At 71.7% G+C, this 17,110-nt stretch carries 18 protein-coding genes; 7 read left to right on the forward strand and 11 right to left on the reverse strand.

Annotated elements, in window-relative coordinates:
* The first annotated feature begins 39 nt into the window (after nt 1–39).
* Together I2W78_RS32775 and I2W78_RS32780 are read left to right on the forward strand one after the other, a co-directional pair.
* The gene (locus I2W78_RS32775; RefSeq protein ID WP_196463866.1) at nt 40–276 is read left to right on the forward strand and encodes a YiaA/YiaB family inner membrane protein; all 237 of its coding nucleotides are present in this window, start codon (nt 40–42) and stop codon (nt 274–276) included.
* 61 nt (nt 277–337) lie between these two features.
* Complete coding sequence (locus tag I2W78_RS32780) at nt 338–967, forward strand: TetR/AcrR family transcriptional regulator (protein WP_196463867.1); 630 nt, start codon at nt 338–340, stop codon at nt 965–967.
* Nucleotides 968–990: 23 nt separating this feature from the next.
* Here the strand turns inward: I2W78_RS32780 and I2W78_RS32785 are convergent, their stop codons facing one another.
* Nucleotides 991–1,452, reverse strand: coding sequence for a MaoC family dehydratase (locus tag I2W78_RS32785; protein ID WP_196463868.1), 462 nt, complete (start codon nt 1,450–1,452; stop codon nt 991–993).
* A 119-nt stretch (nt 1,453–1,571) separates the two neighbouring features.
* Between I2W78_RS32785 and soxR the strand changes: the two genes are divergently transcribed.
* Nucleotides 1,572–2,105 (forward strand): redox-sensitive transcriptional activator SoxR, encoded by a 534-nt coding sequence (soxR, locus tag I2W78_RS32790; RefSeq protein ID WP_196463869.1) that lies wholly within the window; start codon nt 1,572–1,574, stop codon nt 2,103–2,105.
* A gap of 226 nt (nt 2,106–2,331) precedes the next feature.
* Here the strand turns inward: soxR and I2W78_RS32795 are convergent, their stop codons facing one another.
* Nucleotides 2,332–2,934, reverse strand: coding sequence for a hypothetical protein (locus tag I2W78_RS32795; RefSeq protein ID WP_196463870.1), 603 nt, complete (start codon nt 2,932–2,934; stop codon nt 2,332–2,334).
* 242 nt (nt 2,935–3,176) lie between these two features.
* Here I2W78_RS32795 and I2W78_RS32800 point away from each other — a divergent pair, with 242 nt between their 5' ends.
* Complete coding sequence (locus I2W78_RS32800) at nt 3,177–5,972, forward strand: penicillin acylase family protein (protein WP_196463871.1); 2,796 nt, start codon at nt 3,177–3,179, stop codon at nt 5,970–5,972.
* A gap of 6 nt (nt 5,973–5,978) precedes the next feature.
* On the opposite strand, the gene I2W78_RS32805 is transcribed toward I2W78_RS32800, so the two are convergent.
* The gene (locus I2W78_RS32805) at nt 5,979–7,298 is read right to left on the reverse strand and encodes a serine-threonine protein kinase (RefSeq protein ID WP_196463872.1); all 1,320 of its coding nucleotides are present in this window, start codon (nt 7,296–7,298) and stop codon (nt 5,979–5,981) included.
* Between the two features lie 85 nt (nt 7,299–7,383).
* Nucleotides 7,384–8,622 (reverse strand): exo-beta-N-acetylmuramidase NamZ family protein, encoded by a 1,239-nt coding sequence (locus I2W78_RS32810; protein WP_196463873.1) that lies wholly within the window; start codon nt 8,620–8,622, stop codon nt 7,384–7,386.
* A 210-nt stretch (nt 8,623–8,832) separates the two neighbouring features.
* On the opposite strand from I2W78_RS32810, the gene I2W78_RS32815 reads away from it, so the two are divergent.
* From I2W78_RS32815 to I2W78_RS32825, 3 genes are read left to right on the forward strand one after another with little or no spacing between them, the layout of a single operon-like run.
* The gene (locus I2W78_RS32815; RefSeq protein ID WP_196463874.1) at nt 8,833–9,597 is read left to right on the forward strand and encodes an SDR family oxidoreductase; all 765 of its coding nucleotides are present in this window, start codon (nt 8,833–8,835) and stop codon (nt 9,595–9,597) included.
* A complete protein-coding gene (locus tag I2W78_RS32820) occupies nt 9,594–11,261 on the forward strand; it encodes a class I adenylate-forming enzyme family protein (protein WP_196463875.1) in 1,668 nt (555 codons plus the stop codon). The genes I2W78_RS32815 and I2W78_RS32820 overlap by 4 nt, the downstream gene beginning before the upstream one ends.
* Before the next feature lie 26 nt (nt 11,262–11,287).
* Nucleotides 11,288–11,881, forward strand: coding sequence for a TetR/AcrR family transcriptional regulator (locus I2W78_RS32825; protein ID WP_196463876.1), 594 nt, complete (start codon nt 11,288–11,290; stop codon nt 11,879–11,881).
* A gap of 6 nt (nt 11,882–11,887) precedes the next feature.
* Here the strand turns inward: I2W78_RS32825 and I2W78_RS32830 are convergent, their stop codons facing one another.
* The 7 genes from I2W78_RS32830 to I2W78_RS32860 all read right to left on the reverse strand — a co-directional run bounded on the left by I2W78_RS32830 (nt 11,888) and on the right by I2W78_RS32860 (nt 16,993).
* On the reverse strand, nt 11,888–13,102 hold the full coding sequence (locus I2W78_RS32830) for an acyl-CoA dehydrogenase family protein (protein ID WP_196463877.1): 1,215 nt from the start codon (nt 13,100–13,102) through the stop codon (nt 11,888–11,890).
* A gap of 5 nt (nt 13,103–13,107) precedes the next feature.
* Nucleotides 13,108–14,130 carry a phosphotransferase family protein gene (locus I2W78_RS32835; RefSeq protein ID WP_196463878.1) on the reverse strand — a complete coding sequence of 341 codons (1,023 nt, stop codon included), beginning with the start codon at nt 14,128–14,130 and terminating at the stop codon, nt 13,108–13,110.
* Nucleotides 14,131–14,299: 169 nt separating this feature from the next.
* Nucleotides 14,300–14,596, reverse strand: a complete 297-nt coding sequence (locus tag I2W78_RS32840) for a hypothetical protein (protein ID WP_196463879.1) — start codon at nt 14,594–14,596, stop codon at nt 14,300–14,302.
* 184 nt (nt 14,597–14,780) lie between these two features.
* Complete coding sequence (locus I2W78_RS32845) at nt 14,781–15,104, reverse strand: DUF202 domain-containing protein (protein ID WP_196463880.1); 324 nt, start codon at nt 15,102–15,104, stop codon at nt 14,781–14,783.
* Complete coding sequence (locus I2W78_RS32850; RefSeq protein WP_196463881.1) at nt 15,101–15,493, reverse strand: YidH family protein; 393 nt, start codon at nt 15,491–15,493, stop codon at nt 15,101–15,103. Before I2W78_RS32850 ends, I2W78_RS32845 begins: the two co-directional genes overlap by 4 nt.
* Nucleotides 15,494–15,530: 37 nt before the next feature.
* Nucleotides 15,531–16,040 (reverse strand): NUDIX hydrolase, encoded by a 510-nt coding sequence (locus I2W78_RS32855; RefSeq protein WP_196463882.1) that lies wholly within the window; start codon nt 16,038–16,040, stop codon nt 15,531–15,533.
* A 44-nt stretch (nt 16,041–16,084) separates the two neighbouring features.
* A complete protein-coding gene (locus I2W78_RS32860; RefSeq protein WP_196464807.1) occupies nt 16,085–16,993 on the reverse strand; it encodes a DMT family transporter in 909 nt (302 codons plus the stop codon).
* Nucleotides 16,994–17,110 lie beyond the last annotated feature (117 nt).

Here is a 17,110-nt window from a genome sequence, read left to right on the forward strand (position 1 = left end):
GGATGGCGGCCCCGGTCCCGTCCGCCGACGCTTGTCCCCATGAGCGACAAGCAGCAGAACACGGCCGCCTTCTACGGCCAGGCCGTCGCGTCCTTCGCCGTCGCCATGGCGGCCACCGCCATCGGCATCTACCAACTGGACGCCGACCCGTGGGTGCGTGCCTTCCTCGGAATCGCCGTGCTCTATCTGGTCACGTCCGCCTTCACCCTCGCCAAGGTGATCCGGGACCGGCAGGAGACCGGGCGCGTGCTGCCCCCCTCCCAGCGGGGCATCTAAGCGCCCGCTCAGCTTCGGCGGTATGGTGGTGCCTCTGGTCGGAGAGAGGGGCGAACGAGCGATGAGTACGGCGGAGGAGACGGCCGGCGGCGAGACGCAGCCGTGGGCCGAGGTCACCCCTGAGGCGGCCCGGCGACTGCTGGTCGCCGCCGTGGAGGCCTTCGCCGAGCGCGGCTACCACGCCACGACGACCCGGGACATCGCGGGCCGCGCCGGGATGAGCCCGGCCGCGCTCTACATCCACTACAAGACCAAGGAAGAGCTGCTGCACCGCATCAGCCGGATCGGCCACGAGCGGGCCCTCGACATCCTGCGCACGGCGGCCCGGCGCGAGGGCAGCGCGACCGAGCGGCTCGCCGACGCGGTCAGCTCCTTCGTCCGCTGGCACGCCGGGGGGCGTACCACCGCGCGCGTGGTGCAGTACGAGCTGGACTCGCTCGGCACCGAGGCCCGCGCGGAGATCGTCGCGCTGCGCCGGCAGTGCGACGCCGAGGTGCGCGGCATCATCGAGGACGGTGTCGCGGCGGGCGAGTTCGAGGTGCTCGACGTACAGGGCACGACCCTCGCCGTGCTGTCGCTGTGCATCGACGTGGCCCGCTGGTTCAACATCGCGGGACCCTGGACGCCCGACGAGGTCGGCGCGCTCTACGCCGACCTCGTGCTGCGGATGGTGGGGGTGCGGCAGGGCTAGTTGTGCTGTCCGGAAGTAGCCGCTCAGAGGTAGTACCGGGACACCGACTCCGCCACGCACACCGGCTTGTCGCCGCCCTCGCGCTCCACGGTGAAGGCGACCGTCACCTGCACGCCGCCGGTCACGTCCTCGACGCCGCTGATCCTCGCCGTGGCGCGCAGCCGGGAGCCGACCGGGACGGGGGCGGGGAAACGGACCTTGTTGGTGCCGTAGTTGACGCCCATCTTCATGCCCTCGACGCCGATCAGCTGCGGGCCGAAGAGCGGCAGCAGGGAGAGCGTGAGGTAGCCGTGCGCGATCGTCGTGCCGAAGGGGCCGGCGGCGGCCTTCTCCGGGTCGACGTGGATCCACTGGTGGTCACCGGTGGCCTCGGCGAACAGATCGATCCGCTTCTGGTCGATCTCCAGCCAGTCGGTGTACCCCAGCTGCTCGCCCACCGTCGCCTTCAGCTCGTCGACGGACGTGAAGATCCTCGGCTCTGCCATGTCCCGGCCTCCCGCGTAGCGAAGTCAGATGCTGATGTCTAAGCGACTGCTTAGCATGGTCGCGGCGTGGGCCGCTGTCAACGGACCGGACCGGTCACGGACTCGGTAGGCTTCGAGAGGTGCCCCAGATTCCCGAGAAGATCCACGAGCTCACCGTCGGCCAGCTCGCCGCGCGCAGCGGCGCCGCCGTCTCCGCCCTGCATTTCTACGAGGCCAAGGGCCTGATCAGCAGCAGCCGCACCTCGGGCAACCAGCGCCGCTACAGCCGTGACACGCTGCGTCGCGTCGCCTTCGTCCGCGCCGCCCAGCGCGTCGGCATCCCGCTGGCCACGATCCGCGAGGCGCTCGCCGAACTGCCCGAGGAGCGCACGCCCACCCGGGACGACTGGGCCCGCCTGTCCGAGGCCTGGCGCTCGGAGCTGGACCAGCGGATCAGGCAGCTCAACCGGCTGCGCGACCACCTCACGGACTGCATCGGCTGCGGCTGCCTCTCCCTGGACACCTGCGTCCTGTCCAACCCCGACGACGTCTTCGGTGAACGCCGGGCGGGCTCCCGCCTGATGGTGGAACGCCCGAACGCCGTCCGGCCGCGCGCACCGCGGGAGCGGCAGCAGGAGCAGGAGCAGGATCCGGAGCCGGAGGAGTGCTGCTAGTGGAGACGGTTGTCCCGGCGACGCACGCCACCGCACCGCCCGCCGACATCGCCCCGGCGATCACTCAGGACCCGTTCGATGTCATACGCCCCCGCGAACAGCCGCCGCACCAAAGGCGGCTCGCCGCAGACCAGTTCGTGCCGTCGGGAACGGTGCGGCATCCCCTTCGCACCGCCCCCCTTGCGCAACCCCCGTTGCCCCGTTCCCCATGGCACTCGTGGCACTCTCAGGCGGACATCAGCAGCCGTTCGCGCCTGGCGTACGCCAGGGCGTCGGGCGTGAGCACGGGGCGCGGGACAAGGATTCCGCAGTCCGTGCAGACCGGACCCGACGACGGCTCGTGGTCCAGGTCGTACTTCCACACCAGGCGCTCCCCGCCACACACGGGGCACGCCGATCCGGGCTCGCGCTCCAGTGCGGCGATCAGCCGCCGCAGCACCTCCGCCAGCGGCTCGGCCGGGTGCACCTCGGGGTCGTCGCACCAGGCGACCCCGAAGCCGCCCCAGGTCAGCCGGTGCCAGTCGTCCACCGTGCCCGGCCGGCGCAGCCCGTCGTGCTTCTCCTTCTTGCGGCGCTCGGCGAACTCGACCTCGTAGGCCAGCCACACCGCCCGCGCCTCCTCCAGCTCCTCCAACGCGGCCACGAGCCGCGCCGGATCGGGAGAACGGTCCTCCGGGCCGAACCCGGCCCGGGTGCACAAGTGGTCCCACGTCGCCCTGTGCCCGTAGGGGGCGAACCGCTCAAGGCACTTGCGCAGCGAGTAGCGCCGCAGCGCCAGATCGCACCGGGGGTCGCGTACCTGTCTCGCCAGACTCCGGAAACCGGCCATCGCCCTGCACCTCCGTCACACCTGCACCTGTACTTCGGTCACTTCGGCGTCGTCGTACGGACGTCGCCGAATAGACGTTTCGACCGGCGATTCGGCTCCATCCGATTTCCTCCGCGTTCCTCCATGTGACGACGACCTTCCTCGGCCGGTCCTTGCGACCCGGAAAAGTGACGCATGTTCATCTTCAAAGTCGGGGATAACCGGCGGTAACGTCCGGCCCACCCCCGTCGGGAGGAGCTGCCATGCCACGGCGCACCCCACGTAACGCGCTCGACAGACTGAGAACTCCCCACAGATCCCTCGGGTTCCTGAAGACGGCTTCCGTATGCGTCCTGATTGCCAGCCTTTTGTCCCCGCTTTCCCCGGCGGCGGCCATGGACGCCCCGGCCGCCGAAGCGGCGGCGGTCGTCGACCACTGCGGCGGCCAGTGCTCGGACCTCCTGCCGCCCGGCCAGAACGGCAACGCCACCCTCGCCCAGATCCTGCTCCACCAGGTCTTCGGCAGCCGGCCCGCGCACGCCGACGACCAGCTCGGCCCCTACGCCAACCTGGCCACCGGCTACTCCACCCTCACCGACGCCACGATCAGCACCTTCTTCAACGACGCCTCCTTCGGGGTCCCCGCCGACCAGGTCGCCTCCACCGTCCGTCCGGCCGGTCGCAGCGACGTGACGATCGTCCGCGACAAGAAGACGGGCGTACCGCACATCACCGGTACCACTCGATACGGCACGGAGTTCGGCGCCGGCTATGCGGCAGCCGAGGACCGGCTGTGGCTGATGGACGTCTTCCGTCACGTCGGACGCGGACAGCTGACCTCGTTCGCGGGCGGCGCCGCCGCCAACCAGGGCCTGGAACAGCAGTTCTGGCGCACCGCGCCCTACACCGAGGCCGACCTCCAGGCGCAGATCGACAACGCTGCCGCCACGAACGGCGAGCGCGGCCGGCAGGCCCTCGCCGACGTTCACGCCTACGTCGACGGCATCAACGCCTACATCGCCGCCTCCGACAGCGGCCGCTACTTCCCCGGCGAGTACGTCCTGACCGGCCACAAGGACTCCGTCACCAACGCCGGCACCATCGAGAAGTTCAAGCCCACCGACCTGGTCGCGCTGGCCTCCGTGATCGGCGCGCTGTTCGGCGCGGGCGGCGGAGGCGAGGTCAACAACGCGCTCTCGCTGCTCGCCGCCCAGTCCAAGTACGGCGTGGTGGAGGGCACCGAGGTGTGGGAGTCCTTCCGGATGCGCAACGACCCCGAGGCCGTCCTCACCGTCCACGACGGCAGCTACCCGTACGGCCAGAAGCCCGCCGACCCGCAGGGCACGGCACTCCCCGACGCGGGCTCGGTGACCCAGGAGCAGCTCGTCCACGACCGTACGGGCAGCGCGGCCGGACCGAGTGCCGCCGAGGCCTCGGCCGAGGCCGCCGCGAACGCCGTCAGCTCCGCCCGGCGCGGGATGTCCAACGCCCTCGTGGTGAGCGGCGAACACACCGCGAGTGGCCACCCGATCGCCGTCTTCGGCCCGCAGACCGGATACTTCGCCCCGCAGCTGCTGATGCTCCAGGAGATCCAGGGTCCCGGCATCAGCGCCCGAGGCGCCTCCTTCGCGGGCCTGAGCTTCTATGTCGAACTCGGCCGTGGCCAGGACTACGCCTGGAGCGCGACCACCTCCGGCCAGGACATCATCGACACCTACGCCGTGGAGCTCTGCCAGGACGACCACCACTACCTCTACCGCGGCACCTGCACGCCGATGGAGAAGGTCGAGCAGAAGAACGCCTGGAAGCCGACCGTGGCCGACGGCACGGCGGCCGGCTCGTACACGATGCGGGTGTGGCGGACGAAGTACGGACCCGTCACGCATCGCGCGACCGTCGGCGGCAAGAAGGTCGCCTACACCACCCTGCGCTCGTCGTTCCTGCACGAGGCCGACTCGATCATCGGCTTCCAGATGCTCAACGACCCCGACTACGTGACGGGCCCCGAGAGCTTCCAGAGCGCGGTGCGGCACATCAACTACACCTTCAACTGGTTCTACGCCGACTCCGAGCACACCGCGTACTACAACAGCGGCGACAACCCGGTCCGCGCGACCGGCGTCGACGCGGAGTTCCCGGTCTGGGCGCGGCCGGCGTACGAGTGGCGGAACTGGAACCCGGACACCAACACCGCCTCCTACACCCCGCCGTCCCAGCACCCGAACTCGATCGACCAGGACTACTACATCTCCTGGAACAACAAGCAGGCCGAGGACTACGCGGCCGCGCCCTGGGGCAACGGGTCGGTGCACCGCGGCGATCTGCTCGACGGCCGGGTGAACAGGCTCGTCGAGGCCGGCGGCGTGACACGGGCCTCGCTGGTCAAGGCGATGGCCGAGGCGGGGCTCGCCGACCTGCGGGCGGAGGACGTCCTGCCGAAACTGCTGAAGGTGATCAACAGTTCGCCGGTGACGGACACGACGGCCGCGGCGGCGGTGAGCAAGCTGACCGCGTGGCTGTCGGCGGGGGCCCGCCGTACGGAGACCTCGGCGGGTTCGAAGGCGTACGCCCACGCCGACGCGATCCGCGTCCTGGACGCCTGGTGGCCGCTGCTGGTGAAGGCCGAGTTCGAACCCGGCCTGGGCAGCGACCTCTTTTCCGCGATCACCGCCAACCTGCCCGTCGACGAGTCACCGTCCGCCGCCCACGGCCCGACCGGCGCGCACGCCGGAAGCGCCTTCCAGTACGGGTGGTGGAGCTATGTCGACAAGGACATCCGTACGGTGCTCGGTGAGCAGGTCCAGGGGCCACTCGCCCGCACCTACTGCGGTGACGGCAGCCTCAGCGCCTGCCGCGACACACTGATCAGCACCCTGAAGGAGGCCGCAGGACGGAGCGCGGCCCAGGTCTACCCCGGCGACGACCAGTGCGCGGCGGGCGACCAGTGGTGCGCCGACTCGGTCGTCCACCGTCCGCTGGGCGGGATCGGGCACGGCAGGATCAGCTGGCAGAACCGGCCGACCTATCAGCAGGTCGTGGAGTTCACGTCCCACAGGTGATCGGTGTCATGCGGCGGCGGGTCTGCCGAGGCGGCCCGCCGCCAGCACCAGCTGCGCCAGTTCCCGGTGCACGATGTCGCTGTGCGCCCCGGCCGGCGGCCCGCCCCGCCGGACCACCGCCGCCGCGTCGACGTTGACGCACCCGGCGGCGGGCAGCCCCTTGCGCAGCGCGTCGGCCAGCGTGCACGCGCGTGTGCCCGGCACCGCCCGGATGCCGCCGAACCCCATCGCCCCCCACCTCTCGCCCAGCACCCGCCCGATATCGAGACCGGCGGCGATCCCCTGGTCGTCGCCCGCCATCCGCGAGGCCAGCGGATAGAACGTGCCGAGGGCCGAGTCATGGCGGGAGTGACAGCACACGAGGGGACCGTCGACGCGGTTGTGCCGGCCCTGCAGCACCCCTCCCGCGCGCGTGTCGTGCGGCAGCCGCGCCGCGAACGCGTAGTGCGAGAAGGCCCCCTGGAGCAGCGTCACCGACTTGACCGTCCGCACGCCCTCGGGCAGCCCGCGCAGCGCGAACGACACCAGCCGCGCCCCGAAGCTGTGCCCGACCAGATGCACCCGCACCCCGGGCGCCGCCGCCGCGAGCTGCCCGACCACCCGGCCCAGCCCCCGCTCGCCCACCGTCCCGGCCCGGCGCTTCATCGCGTAGTACGTCGCCTGCCGCAGCAGTTCGTGCGCCCCGTCCCACGGGTTGGGCAGCGCGAAGGCCGGCGACTGGCGCGCCAGTGCCGCCGCGAACTCCTCGCACACCGCCGCCACCGGCGCCGAGAACATGCCCGGCTCGTCCTGCGGCACGCCCTCCGCCAGTGTGTCCGCCCCGAACAGCGCCTGCGGACCCGGCGGCACCACCTCCACCAGCAGCCGCACCAGCCGTCCGAACTCCTCCAACTCGGCGTCCTGGCGCGGCTGCTGGTCCAGCAGCCGCGCCAGCTGGTCGATCACCGTCGCCCGCCCGGGGAACGTCTCCAGCAGCGCGTGCCGGGTGTCCTTGGCCAGCGCCGGTGGGCGCGGCGGCTCGGCCGCCACGGCCCGCGGGAAGTCGGGGACCGGCTCGTCCGCGAACCGCATCGACGGCCAGACGACGCCCACGTACCCGATCCGGGCCTTGGGCGCGAGGCCGGGCACGGGGGCGAGGAAGGCGCTGTACAGGCGGGTGGCGCCCGGGCGGTCGTTGTTCCAGCCGTGCGCGAAGACGATCAGGTCGCGCACGCCGCGCTCCGTCACGCCGGCGACCAGCCGCTCCCGCTGCCGGCCGTGTACGTCGCCGTCCGCGTCGAAGGTCAGCTCCCAGTACGGAGTCACGCTCATTGCCGGATCCGCCATGCCAGGCCCCCAAGTCCCCGAAGCGGTGATGCGGTCGCATCGTCCTGCTAACGGGCCTGCTTGGCCATACGTCATGGCGCGCGGCTCAGCGGTAGCGGAGGTACCGCCTCCGCACCTTCCGGAACGCGGCCAGCTCCTGCTGCCAGCCCGCCACCACGTCGTCGGTGGACGCCCCGGCGTCGATCATCGTGCGGACGAGCGTGGAGCCGGTGAGCTTGTCGATCCAGTTGTCCGGGCGCCAGGCGAAACCGCTCCAGGTCCGCTTGGCGGTGATCAGCAGGCCGATCCCGGTGCGGACCGGGTCGAACGCCGCCCTGTCGTGCACGTGGAGCTGCACACCGCCCACGGTCTTGCCCTGGAACTTGGAGAAGGTGGGCGCGAAGTACGCCTCCCTGAAGTGCACGCCGGGCAGGCGGAGTTCGTTCGCGGCCGCCGCCCACCGGCGGTCGATGCCCTCCGCGCCGAGCAGTTCGAAGGGGCGGGTGGTGCCGCGTCCCTCGGAGAGGTTCGTTCCCTCGAAGAGACACGTGCCCGCGTACACGACAGCGGTGTCGGGCGTCGGCATGTTCGGGCTCGGCGGGACCCACGGCATCCCGGAGGCGTCGTGGAAGTCCGACCGCCGCCACCCGGTCATCAGCACGGTGTCCAGCGGCACCGGCGAGGTCAGGAACTCCTCGTTGAACAGCAGCGCCAGCTCCGCGACCGTCATCCCGTGCGCCTGCGAGATCGGCTGCCGGCCGACGAACGTGGCGAACTCCTTGTGCAGCACCGGCCCTTCGGCCGATCTGCCGGTCACCGGGTTCGGCCGGTCCAGCACGACGACCCGCTTGCCCGCGAGCCGGGCCGCCTCCATGCAGTCGTACAGGGTCCAGATGTACGTGTAGAAGCGCGCGCCCACGTCCTGGATGTCGAAGACGACCGTGTCCACGCCGGACGCCGTGAAGATGTCGGCCAGCGGCTGACCGCTCTTGCCGTACGTGTCGTAGACGGGCAGGCCGGTCGCCGGGTCGTCGTAGCGGCCCTCGGAGCCGCCCGCCTGGGCGGTGCCGCGGAAGCCGTGTTCCGGGCCGAAGACGGCGGTGAGGTTCACGCGGTCGTCGGCGTGCATCACGTCGACGATGTGGCGTACGTCCCTGGTGATGCCGGTCGGGTTGGTGACGATGCCTACGCGGTCGCCGTCGAGGGCGGCGTAGCCGTCTTTGGCCAGGCGTTCGAAGCCGGTGCGGATGCGGCGGGGGCCGCCTCCGGATGCGGCGGTCGCCGGGGTTGCCGTTACGGCGACGGCTGCGGTGGTGGCTAGGAGGGTGCGTCTTGGCAGTTTCATGCGGTGACCTCCTGTGTGTGTTGTGCGCTTCCGCAGGAGTGTTGCAGGGTGTGGGCCCGGTGGGGGCTGGTCGCGCCCACGCGGCGGAGCCGCATATCGACACAGCCTCGCGCCCCTCAAGGCGTTGGGCTTGCCCTTCCCTAGTTACATACCGACCGGTTAGTCTGGCCACGCTGGGTAGAGCCGAGTGACGTGCGTCGAAGGAGACCGATGGTGGGAGCCGTGCAGGGTGCCGGAGTGGTCGTCACCGGGGCAGGGGGCGGGATCGGGGCCGCGTTGGCCCGTCGGTTCGCCGCCGAGGGCGGGCGGGTCGTGGTCAACGACCTGGACGCGGACAAGGCCAAGGCCGTCGCCGACGAGATCGGCGGCATCGCCGTACCCGGCGACGCCTCCGCGATCGTCGCCGACGCCAAGGAGGCGCTCGGCGGGGTCGTGGACGTCTACTGTGCCAATGCCGGGGTCGGCTCCGGTGGTTCCGAGGCGGCCGCCGAGGAGGTCTGGTCACTCGCCTGGGACGTCAATGTCATGGCGCACGTGCGGGCCGCCCAGGCGCTGCTCCCCGAGTGGCTGGAGCGTGGCAGCGGGCGTTTCGTGTCCACCGTGTCGGCCGCCGGGCTGCTCACCATGATCGGTGCCGCGCCCTACAGCGTCACCAAGCACGGCGCCTACGCCTTCGCCGAGTGGCTGTCCCTGACGTACCGCCACCGGGGTGTGAAGGCGCACGCCATCTGCCCGCAGGGCGTGCGCACCGACATGCTCGCCGCCACCGGCAGCGCGGGCGACCTGGTGCTGGTGCCGACCGCGATCGAGCCGGACGACGTGGCCGACGCGCTCTTCCGGGGGATCGAGGAGGACCGCTTCCTGATCCTGCCGCACCCCGAGGTCGCCGGGTACTACCAGGCCCGGGCCGCCGATCCGGACCGCTGGCTGACGAACATGAACCACATCCAGCAGAAGTGGGAGGCGGCCCCGTGACCGGCTCCCGGTATGCCGCCAAGCCCTGGCTGGCGCTGCTCGACGAGGCCCAGCGGGCCCCCGTCAGCCCTGCCGACTCGCTGGTGCACGCCCTGCGCCGGGTCGCCGGCGAGGTGCCGGAGCGGACCTTCCTCGCCTACTTCGACGGGCGGCTGAGCTATCGCGAGGTCGACGAGCTGAGCGACTCCGTCGCCGGGCACCTCACGGCGCGGGGCCTTGAGCGCGGTGACCGGGTCGCCGTGCTGCTGCAGAACTCGCCGCACTTCGTGCTCGCCGTGCTGGGCGCCTGGAAGGCGGGCGCGGTGGTCGTGCCGGTCAACCCGATGTACAAGGCGGGGGAGGTCCGCCATGTGCTGCGGGACGGCGAGGTGGCCGCGCTGATCTGCTCCGACCGGGCCTGGGAGTCGTATCTGCGCGAGACGGCGGCCGACTCGCCGGTGCGGATCGTGCTCACCGCCTGCGAGTTGGACTTCCAAACGCGGGGCGACGCGCGCGTGCTGAGCTTCGAGCGTTCGGCGCGGGCCGAGGACGCCGACGACCTGACCGCCGTCGCGCGGGCGGGCGACAAGGCCCCCGAGGGGCGCGCGCCCGGCCCCGACGACATCGCGCTGATCAGCTACACGTCCGGCACCAGCGGCACCCCCAAGGGGGCGACCAACACGCACGGCAACATCATGTACAACGCCGAGCGGCAGCGGACCGGGCTGGGGCTGCCCGAGGCGCCGGTGTACTTCGCGATGGCGCCGCTGTTCCACATCACCGGGATGGTCTGCCAGTTCGGGGCGTGTCTGAACAGCGCGGGCACGCTGGTGCTGGCGTACCGCTTCGAGGCGGGGGTCGTGCTGGACGCGTTCGCCGAGCACCGGCCGCACTACACGGTCGGGCCGTCGACCGCCTTCATGGCGCTGGCCGCCCATCCGTCGGTCACCCCGGACCACTTCTCGTCCTTCCGGATCATCTCCTCCGGCGGGGCGCCACTGCCGCCCGCACTGGTGGAGAAGTTCCGAGCCGGGTTCGGGCCGTACATCCGCAACGGCTACGGGCTCACCGAGTGCACCGCGCCCTGCGCCTCCGTCCCGCCCGGCCGCGAGGCGCCCGTCGACCCCGCCTCGGGGACGCTCGCCGTGGGCGTGCCCGGGCCCGACACCGTCGTGCGGATCGTCGACGACGAGGGCGCGGAGGCGCCGTTCGGCGAACAGGGCGAGATCGTCGTGAGCGGGCCGCAGGTCGTGCCCGGCTACTGGCGCCGGCCCGACGCCACCGCCGAGACCTTCCCCGGCGGTGAGCTGCGCACCGGGGACATCGGCTTCATGGACGCCGACGGCTGGCTGTACGTCGTCGACCGCAAGAAGGACATGATCAACGCGTCCGGCTTCAAGGTCTGGCCACGCGAGGTCGAGGACGTCCTCTACACCCATCCGGCGGTGCGCGAGGCCGCGGTCGTCGGGGTGCCCGACGGCTACCGGGGAGAGACCGTCAAGGCCTACATCAGCCTCCGTCCGGGGGCCGAGTCGGACCCGGACGAACTCGCCGGGTACTGCAAGGAGAGACTGGCCGCCTACAAGTACCCGCGGCTGGTGGAGATCCTGCCCGACTTGCCGAAGACGGCGAGTGGGAAGATCCTCCGTCGGGAGTTGCGCTCCCGTTCGCAGGAAAGTCAGTAGGACATCACGGAAGGCAGGTGGCGGCAGTGCCCAGGACGACGGACCAGGACGGGACGCCTGTGCCGCAGCGGCTGCTGGCCGCCGCCACCCGGCTCTTCGCCGAGCAGGGCTACGACCGCACCTCGGTGCAGGAGATCGTCGAGGCGGCCGGCGTCACGAAGGGAGCCCTGTACCACTACTTCGGCTCCAAGGACGACCTGCTGCACGAGGTGTACGCGCGCGTGCTGCGCGTCCAGCAGGAACGCCTGGACGGGTTCGCGGACGCCGACGAGCCGGTCGAGAAGCGGGTGCGGGACGCGGCCGCCGACGTCGTGGTGACGACCATCGAGAACCTCGACGACGCGATGATCTTCTTCCGCTCCATGCACCATCTGAGCCCCGAGAAGAACAAGCAGGTCCGCGCCGAGCGCCGGCGCTACCACGAGCGCTTCCGCGCCCTCATCGAGGAGGGCCAGCGGGAGGGCGTGTTCTCCACGGCGACCCCGGCCGACCTGGTGGTGGACTACCACTTCGGCTCCATCCACCACCTGTCGACCTGGTACCGCCCCGACGGGCCGCTGAGCCCGCAGCAGGTCGCCGACCACCTGGCCGACCTGCTGCTGCGGGCCCTGCGGCCGTAGAGACCGTCAGAGGTACTTCTTCAGCTCCCGCCGCGCCAGCGACCGCTGGTGCACCTCGTCGGGGCCGTCCGCGATCATCAGCGTCCGCGCCCCGGCGTACAGCTCGGCCAGCGGGAAGTCCTGGCTCACACCACCCGCGCCGTGCAGCTGGATCGCCTTGTCGAGGATGCCGACGACCGCGCGCGGCGTGGCGATCTTGATGGCCTGGATCTCCGCGTGGGCGCCCTTGTTGCCGACGGTGTCCATCAGCCAGGCCGTCTTCAGCACCAGGAGGCGGAGCTGCTCGACCGTCACGCGCGCGTCGGCGATCCAGTTGTGGACCACGCCCTGCTGGGCCAGTGCCTTGCCGAAGGCCGTGCGGGAGACCGCCCGCCGGCACATCAGCTCGATCGCCCGCTCCGCCATGCCGATCAGCCGCATGCAGTGGTGGATCCGGCCGGGGCCGAGCCGGGCCTGGGCGATGGCGAAGCCGCCGCCCTCCTCGCCGATCAGGTTGGACACCGGCACGCGCGCGTGGTCGAAGATCACCTCGGCATGGCCGCCGTGGGAGTGGTCCTCGTACCCGAAGACCTGCATGGCCCGCTCGACCGACACACCGGGGGTGTCGCGGGGGACCAGGACCATGGACTGCTGGCGGCGGATGTCCGGCCCGTCCGGGTCGGTCTTGCCCATCACGATGAAGATCTTGCAGTCCGGGTTCATCGCCCCGGAGATGTACCACTTGCGGCCGGTGATGACGTACTCGTCGCCGTCCCGCTCGATGTGCGTGGTGATGTTCGTGGCGTCCGAGGACGCCACCTCGGGCTCGGTCATCGCGAAGGCCGAGCGGATCTCACCGGCCAGCAGCGGCTCCAGCCACTGCTTCTTCTGCGCGTCGTCGCCGAACTGCGCGAGCACCTCCATGTTCCCGGTGTCCGGCGCGGCGCAGTTCGTCGCGGTGGGCGCGAGGTGCGGGGAGCGGCCGGTGATCTCGGCGAGCGGGGCGTACTGGAGGTTGGTGAGGCCGGCGCCGTACTCGGCGTCGGGGAGGAAGAGGTTCCACAGGCCCTGCCTGCGCGCCTGCGCCTTCAGCTCCTCGACGACCCGCGGGGTGTCCCACGGGGAGGCGAGCGCGGCCCGCTGCTCCTCGGCCACGGCCTCGGCCGGGTGGACGTACTCGTCCATGAAGGCGAGCAGTTTGGCGCGCAGCTCCTCGGTGCGTGCGTCGAACGCGAAGTCCATGCCAGTCAGCCTTCCTGAAGAGTTGTCAGACCGTGCTCGATGAAGACGGGAACCAGATCGCCGATGCGGTCGAAGCCGCGGCCGACCGTCTGGCCCAGGGTGTAGCGGTAGTGGATGCCCTCCAGGATCACGGCGAGCTTGAACCAGGCGAACGCCGTGTACCAGGAGACCGCCGAGACATCACGCCCGGAGCGGGCGGCATAGCGCTCGATCAGCTCGGCCGGTGCCGGGTGCCCCGGGGCTTCGGCGGTCGTGGAGACGGGGGAGTCGGCCGTACCGAGCGGGATGCTGTACATGACCAGCAGGCCGAGGTCGGTCAGCGGGTCGCCCAGCGTGGACATCTCCCAGTCGAGTACCGCCGTGATCTTGTCGTCGGCCCCGATGAGGACGTTGTCGAGGCGGTAGTCGCCGTGCACGACGGTCGGGGCGGGGGAGGTGGGCAGGGCCCGGCCGAGAGCCGCGTGCAGCTCGTCGATGCCGGCCAGCTCGCGGTTGCGGGAGGCGTCGAGCTGCTTGCCCCAGCGGCGCAGCTGGCGGTCCAGGAACCCCTCGGGGCGGCCGAAGTCGGCGAGAGAGACCTCCTGCGGGTCCACCGCGTGCAGGTCCACGAGCGTGTCCACCAGGGACAGGATCACCTCGCGGGTGCGTTCGGGGCCGAGTGGGGCGAGCTGGTCGGCGGTGCGGTACGGGGTGCCCTCGACGAACTCCATGACGTAGAACGGCGCCCCGAGCACCTCCTCGTCCTCGCACAGCAGCACCGTGCGCGGCACCGGGACCTTTGTCGGGCCGAGGGCGCTGATCACACGGTGCTCGCGCTTCATGTCGTGCGCGGTGGCCAGGACGTGGCCGAGCGGAGGCCGGCGTACCACCCACCGCGAGACGCCGTCGGAGACCGCGTAGGTGAGGTTCGACCGTCCGCCCTCGATCAGCCGGCCGGTCAGCGGGCCGTGCACCAGACCGGGCCGCTCGCGGTCGAGCAGGCCGCGCAGCCGGACGGGATCGAGGCCTGGCGGGTGGTCGGAAGCCATCGTCGCTCCTACGGACGTGTGAACGGGACGCGACCTATGATGCCGACCGGTCGGTATGTCGTCCAGAGCGTCGCCCCAACGTGATCGGCGCCACGATAGGCCGACAGCTCCCCGCACGGGAGGCCGGGGAGCTGTCGAGGGGCGATTGTCGGCCGGGGACGGCTCCGTGTCAGTGGTCGTCCCAGTGGCCGTCGTGCTCGGCGTGCCGGTGGCCGTCGTGCAGGTAGTCCATGTGGTCGCCGTGCGGCACCCGCATGTGGCCGCAGTCCTCGCCGTGCTGGTGGTCGTGGCCTTCGTGGGCGGTGTGGCCCGACGGTTCGCACTCGTCCCAGTGGCCGTCGTGGGCGCGGTGCAGGTGGCCGTCGTGCGCGTAGTCGATGTGGTCGCCGTGCGGGACCTCGGCGTGGCCGCAGGCCGGGCCGTGGGTGTGCGGGTGGGTGGCGTGTTCCTGGTGCAGGGTGGTCATGGCGTTCACCTTCGGGTGCGGGGTGACGGACGACCGAAAGGCTGCCACGGGAAGAGGGCGAATTCGGGCATCCGGGACTTCGTGGCGTCCGAGTTCCCCGGCGGCCGCCGGCAAGGGCCTGGCCCACCTGCGGGCCTGACATGACGACCGCCCCAGAAGACCGGCCCGACATGAAACGACCGCCTCAGAAGACCAGCGCCGACGCACACACGGCCAGGGCCACCGTGCACACGGCCGCCGCGGCGGCGTACCGCGGTGTCAGGGCCGCCGGGCGGCCGGATGCCGCGAGGGCGCGGATACGGCCGTGCGCGACCAGCAGAAAGCCCAGCCACAGGATGCAGCACAGGGCGCAGACGATGATCCGGGGCGCGGAAAGGCCACCGTGCAGGGCCGTGCGTGCCGCGAGCACCGCGGCGACGGTGCCCGAGAGCGTCGTACGCCGCCAGGCGAGCCGGGTCCGCTCCGGCTGGAGCCCGGGATCCCGTTCCACGGCGTCGGCGGCACTCACCCCTCCCACCCCACGAGCACCACGACGACCATCGCCAGGGCCACCACCGCGACGACGAGGCTCAGCACCGCCGGGAACCGCGAGACCGGCAGATCCTCGCCCCGCCGCATGGCGCGTTCGCAGCGCACCCAGTGATTGACCGCCCGCAGGGAGCACAGCACGCCCGCCGCGAGGAGGGCGAGCGCCAGCCCGACCCGCCAGCCCCACCTGAGGTCCGGCAGGAACTGGTCCACCGCGAATCCGCCGCCGATCAGCGCGAGCGCGGTGCGCAGCCAGGCCAGAAACGTGCGCTCGTTCGCCAGCGAGAACCGGTAGTCGGGTGTGTCGCCCTCCTCCCGGATCCGCTGGGGTCCGAACCACAGCCGGACGTTTCGCACGAGTTCGATCACACGCCCGACCTTATCGGGACGGGTGCGCGGGGCACGGTCAGCGCCGGAACGCCTCCAGCCGGTGGTACGCCGCCAGTCCGTCCGGCACCCACTGCCACTCGCCGATCCGCCGCCGTACCTCCTCCTCCGGCAGGAAGTCGTGCCAGGCGACCTCCTCGACCTGCGGGCTGACCGGAAGCTCGCAGCGGACCTCGTACACCGCGGACCACCAGCTGTGGCCGGCGCCGTTGTCGTAGAGGAACTTGAAGAGATACGAGGGGCGGGGCAGGCCGGTGACGCCGAGCTCCTCCTCGGCCTCGCGCAGCGCCGCGTTGTCGTAGGACTCGCCCGCGCCGACGACGCCGCCGACGAACATGTCGTACAGGGAGGGGAAAACCAGCTTGGTGGGCGTGCGGCGGTGCACGAAGACGCGGCCCTCGGCGTCCCGGGCCTGGATGAACACGCACCGGTGGCGCAGCCCGCGCGCGTACACCTCGCCGCGCGGGGACCGGCCGATGACCCGGTCGTGTTCGTCGACGACGTCGAGGATCTCGTCAGCAGCGCTCATGGGGTCATCCAAGCACCGTCGGCCTCGACGGCGGCCCCGCCGGATCAGCGGCTCACCGCGCCCTGCAGGGCGGGCACCGGCACGCCGGCCGGTATCACCGTGCCGCGCGGCATCGCCGGGTGCATGCCGAGGGCGACGATGCCGCTCACGATGGCCGCCAGCCCCGCCGCCTGCCAGGCCAGCGCGCCGGTGTCCATGTGCAGCCGGTCGCCGAGGAAGCCGACCCCGCAGATGATGCCGGCCAGCGGCTGGGCGGCGGTGAGGGCGGGCAGGGACTTGCGCAGGGGCGCGGTCTCGAAGGCGCTCTGCACCAGGATCAGGCCGGTGACGCCGATCAGCAGGACGGCGTACGGCTGCCAGGAGGTGAGCAGCCCGCCCATGCCGCTCACGGCGAAGCGGTCGCCACTGATCCGGGTCAGCGCGTCCTGCACGCCGTACAGCAGGCCGGCCGCCAGGGCCAGCAGCACCGGGCCCGAACTCAGCCGGTTGCGCTTGGCGCGCATCGTCAGCAGCAGCGCGAGGCCCCCCATCGCGCCGATGATCAGCCACATCCGCAGCGGATCCGCGACGGCGGCCCCGCTGCGCGGCTGGCCGGCCATGATGAACGCGGTCACGCCGCCCGCGAGCAGCGCGAGGCCCGCCCAGCCCTGGCGGCCCAGCGACTGCCGGGTCCGGCGGCGGGACAGGGCGAGGGCGAAGAGCAGGTTGGTCGCGAGCAGGGGCTCCACGAGGGAGAGCTGTCCCTGGCCGAGCGCGGCCGCGCCGAGGCCCATGCCGACCACCATCAGGGCGATGCCGCCGAGCCAGCTCGGCACCTTCACGAGGTCCAGCAGCAGTCGGGGGGAGAGGAAGTCGCCGCGGGGCGCCTGCTGGGCCGCGTTCTGCTGGAGGACAAAACCGAAGCCCAGGCAGCAGGCGGCGCTCACGGCGAGAACCAGGACCAGGACCGACAAGCTGGCTACCTCAATGATCATCGTGGGGGGTGTGGGGACCGCGTCAGGCGGTGTGGGGACCGCGTCAGGCGGTCACATCGGTCACGGCGGCCGGCGTGGGAGCCGGGGCGGCGGCGT

Origin of the sequence: Streptomyces spinoverrucosus (assembly GCF_015712165.1) — a bacterium.
Taxonomy (GTDB): Bacteria; Actinomycetota; Actinomycetes; order Streptomycetales; family Streptomycetaceae; genus Streptomyces; species Streptomyces spinoverrucosus_A.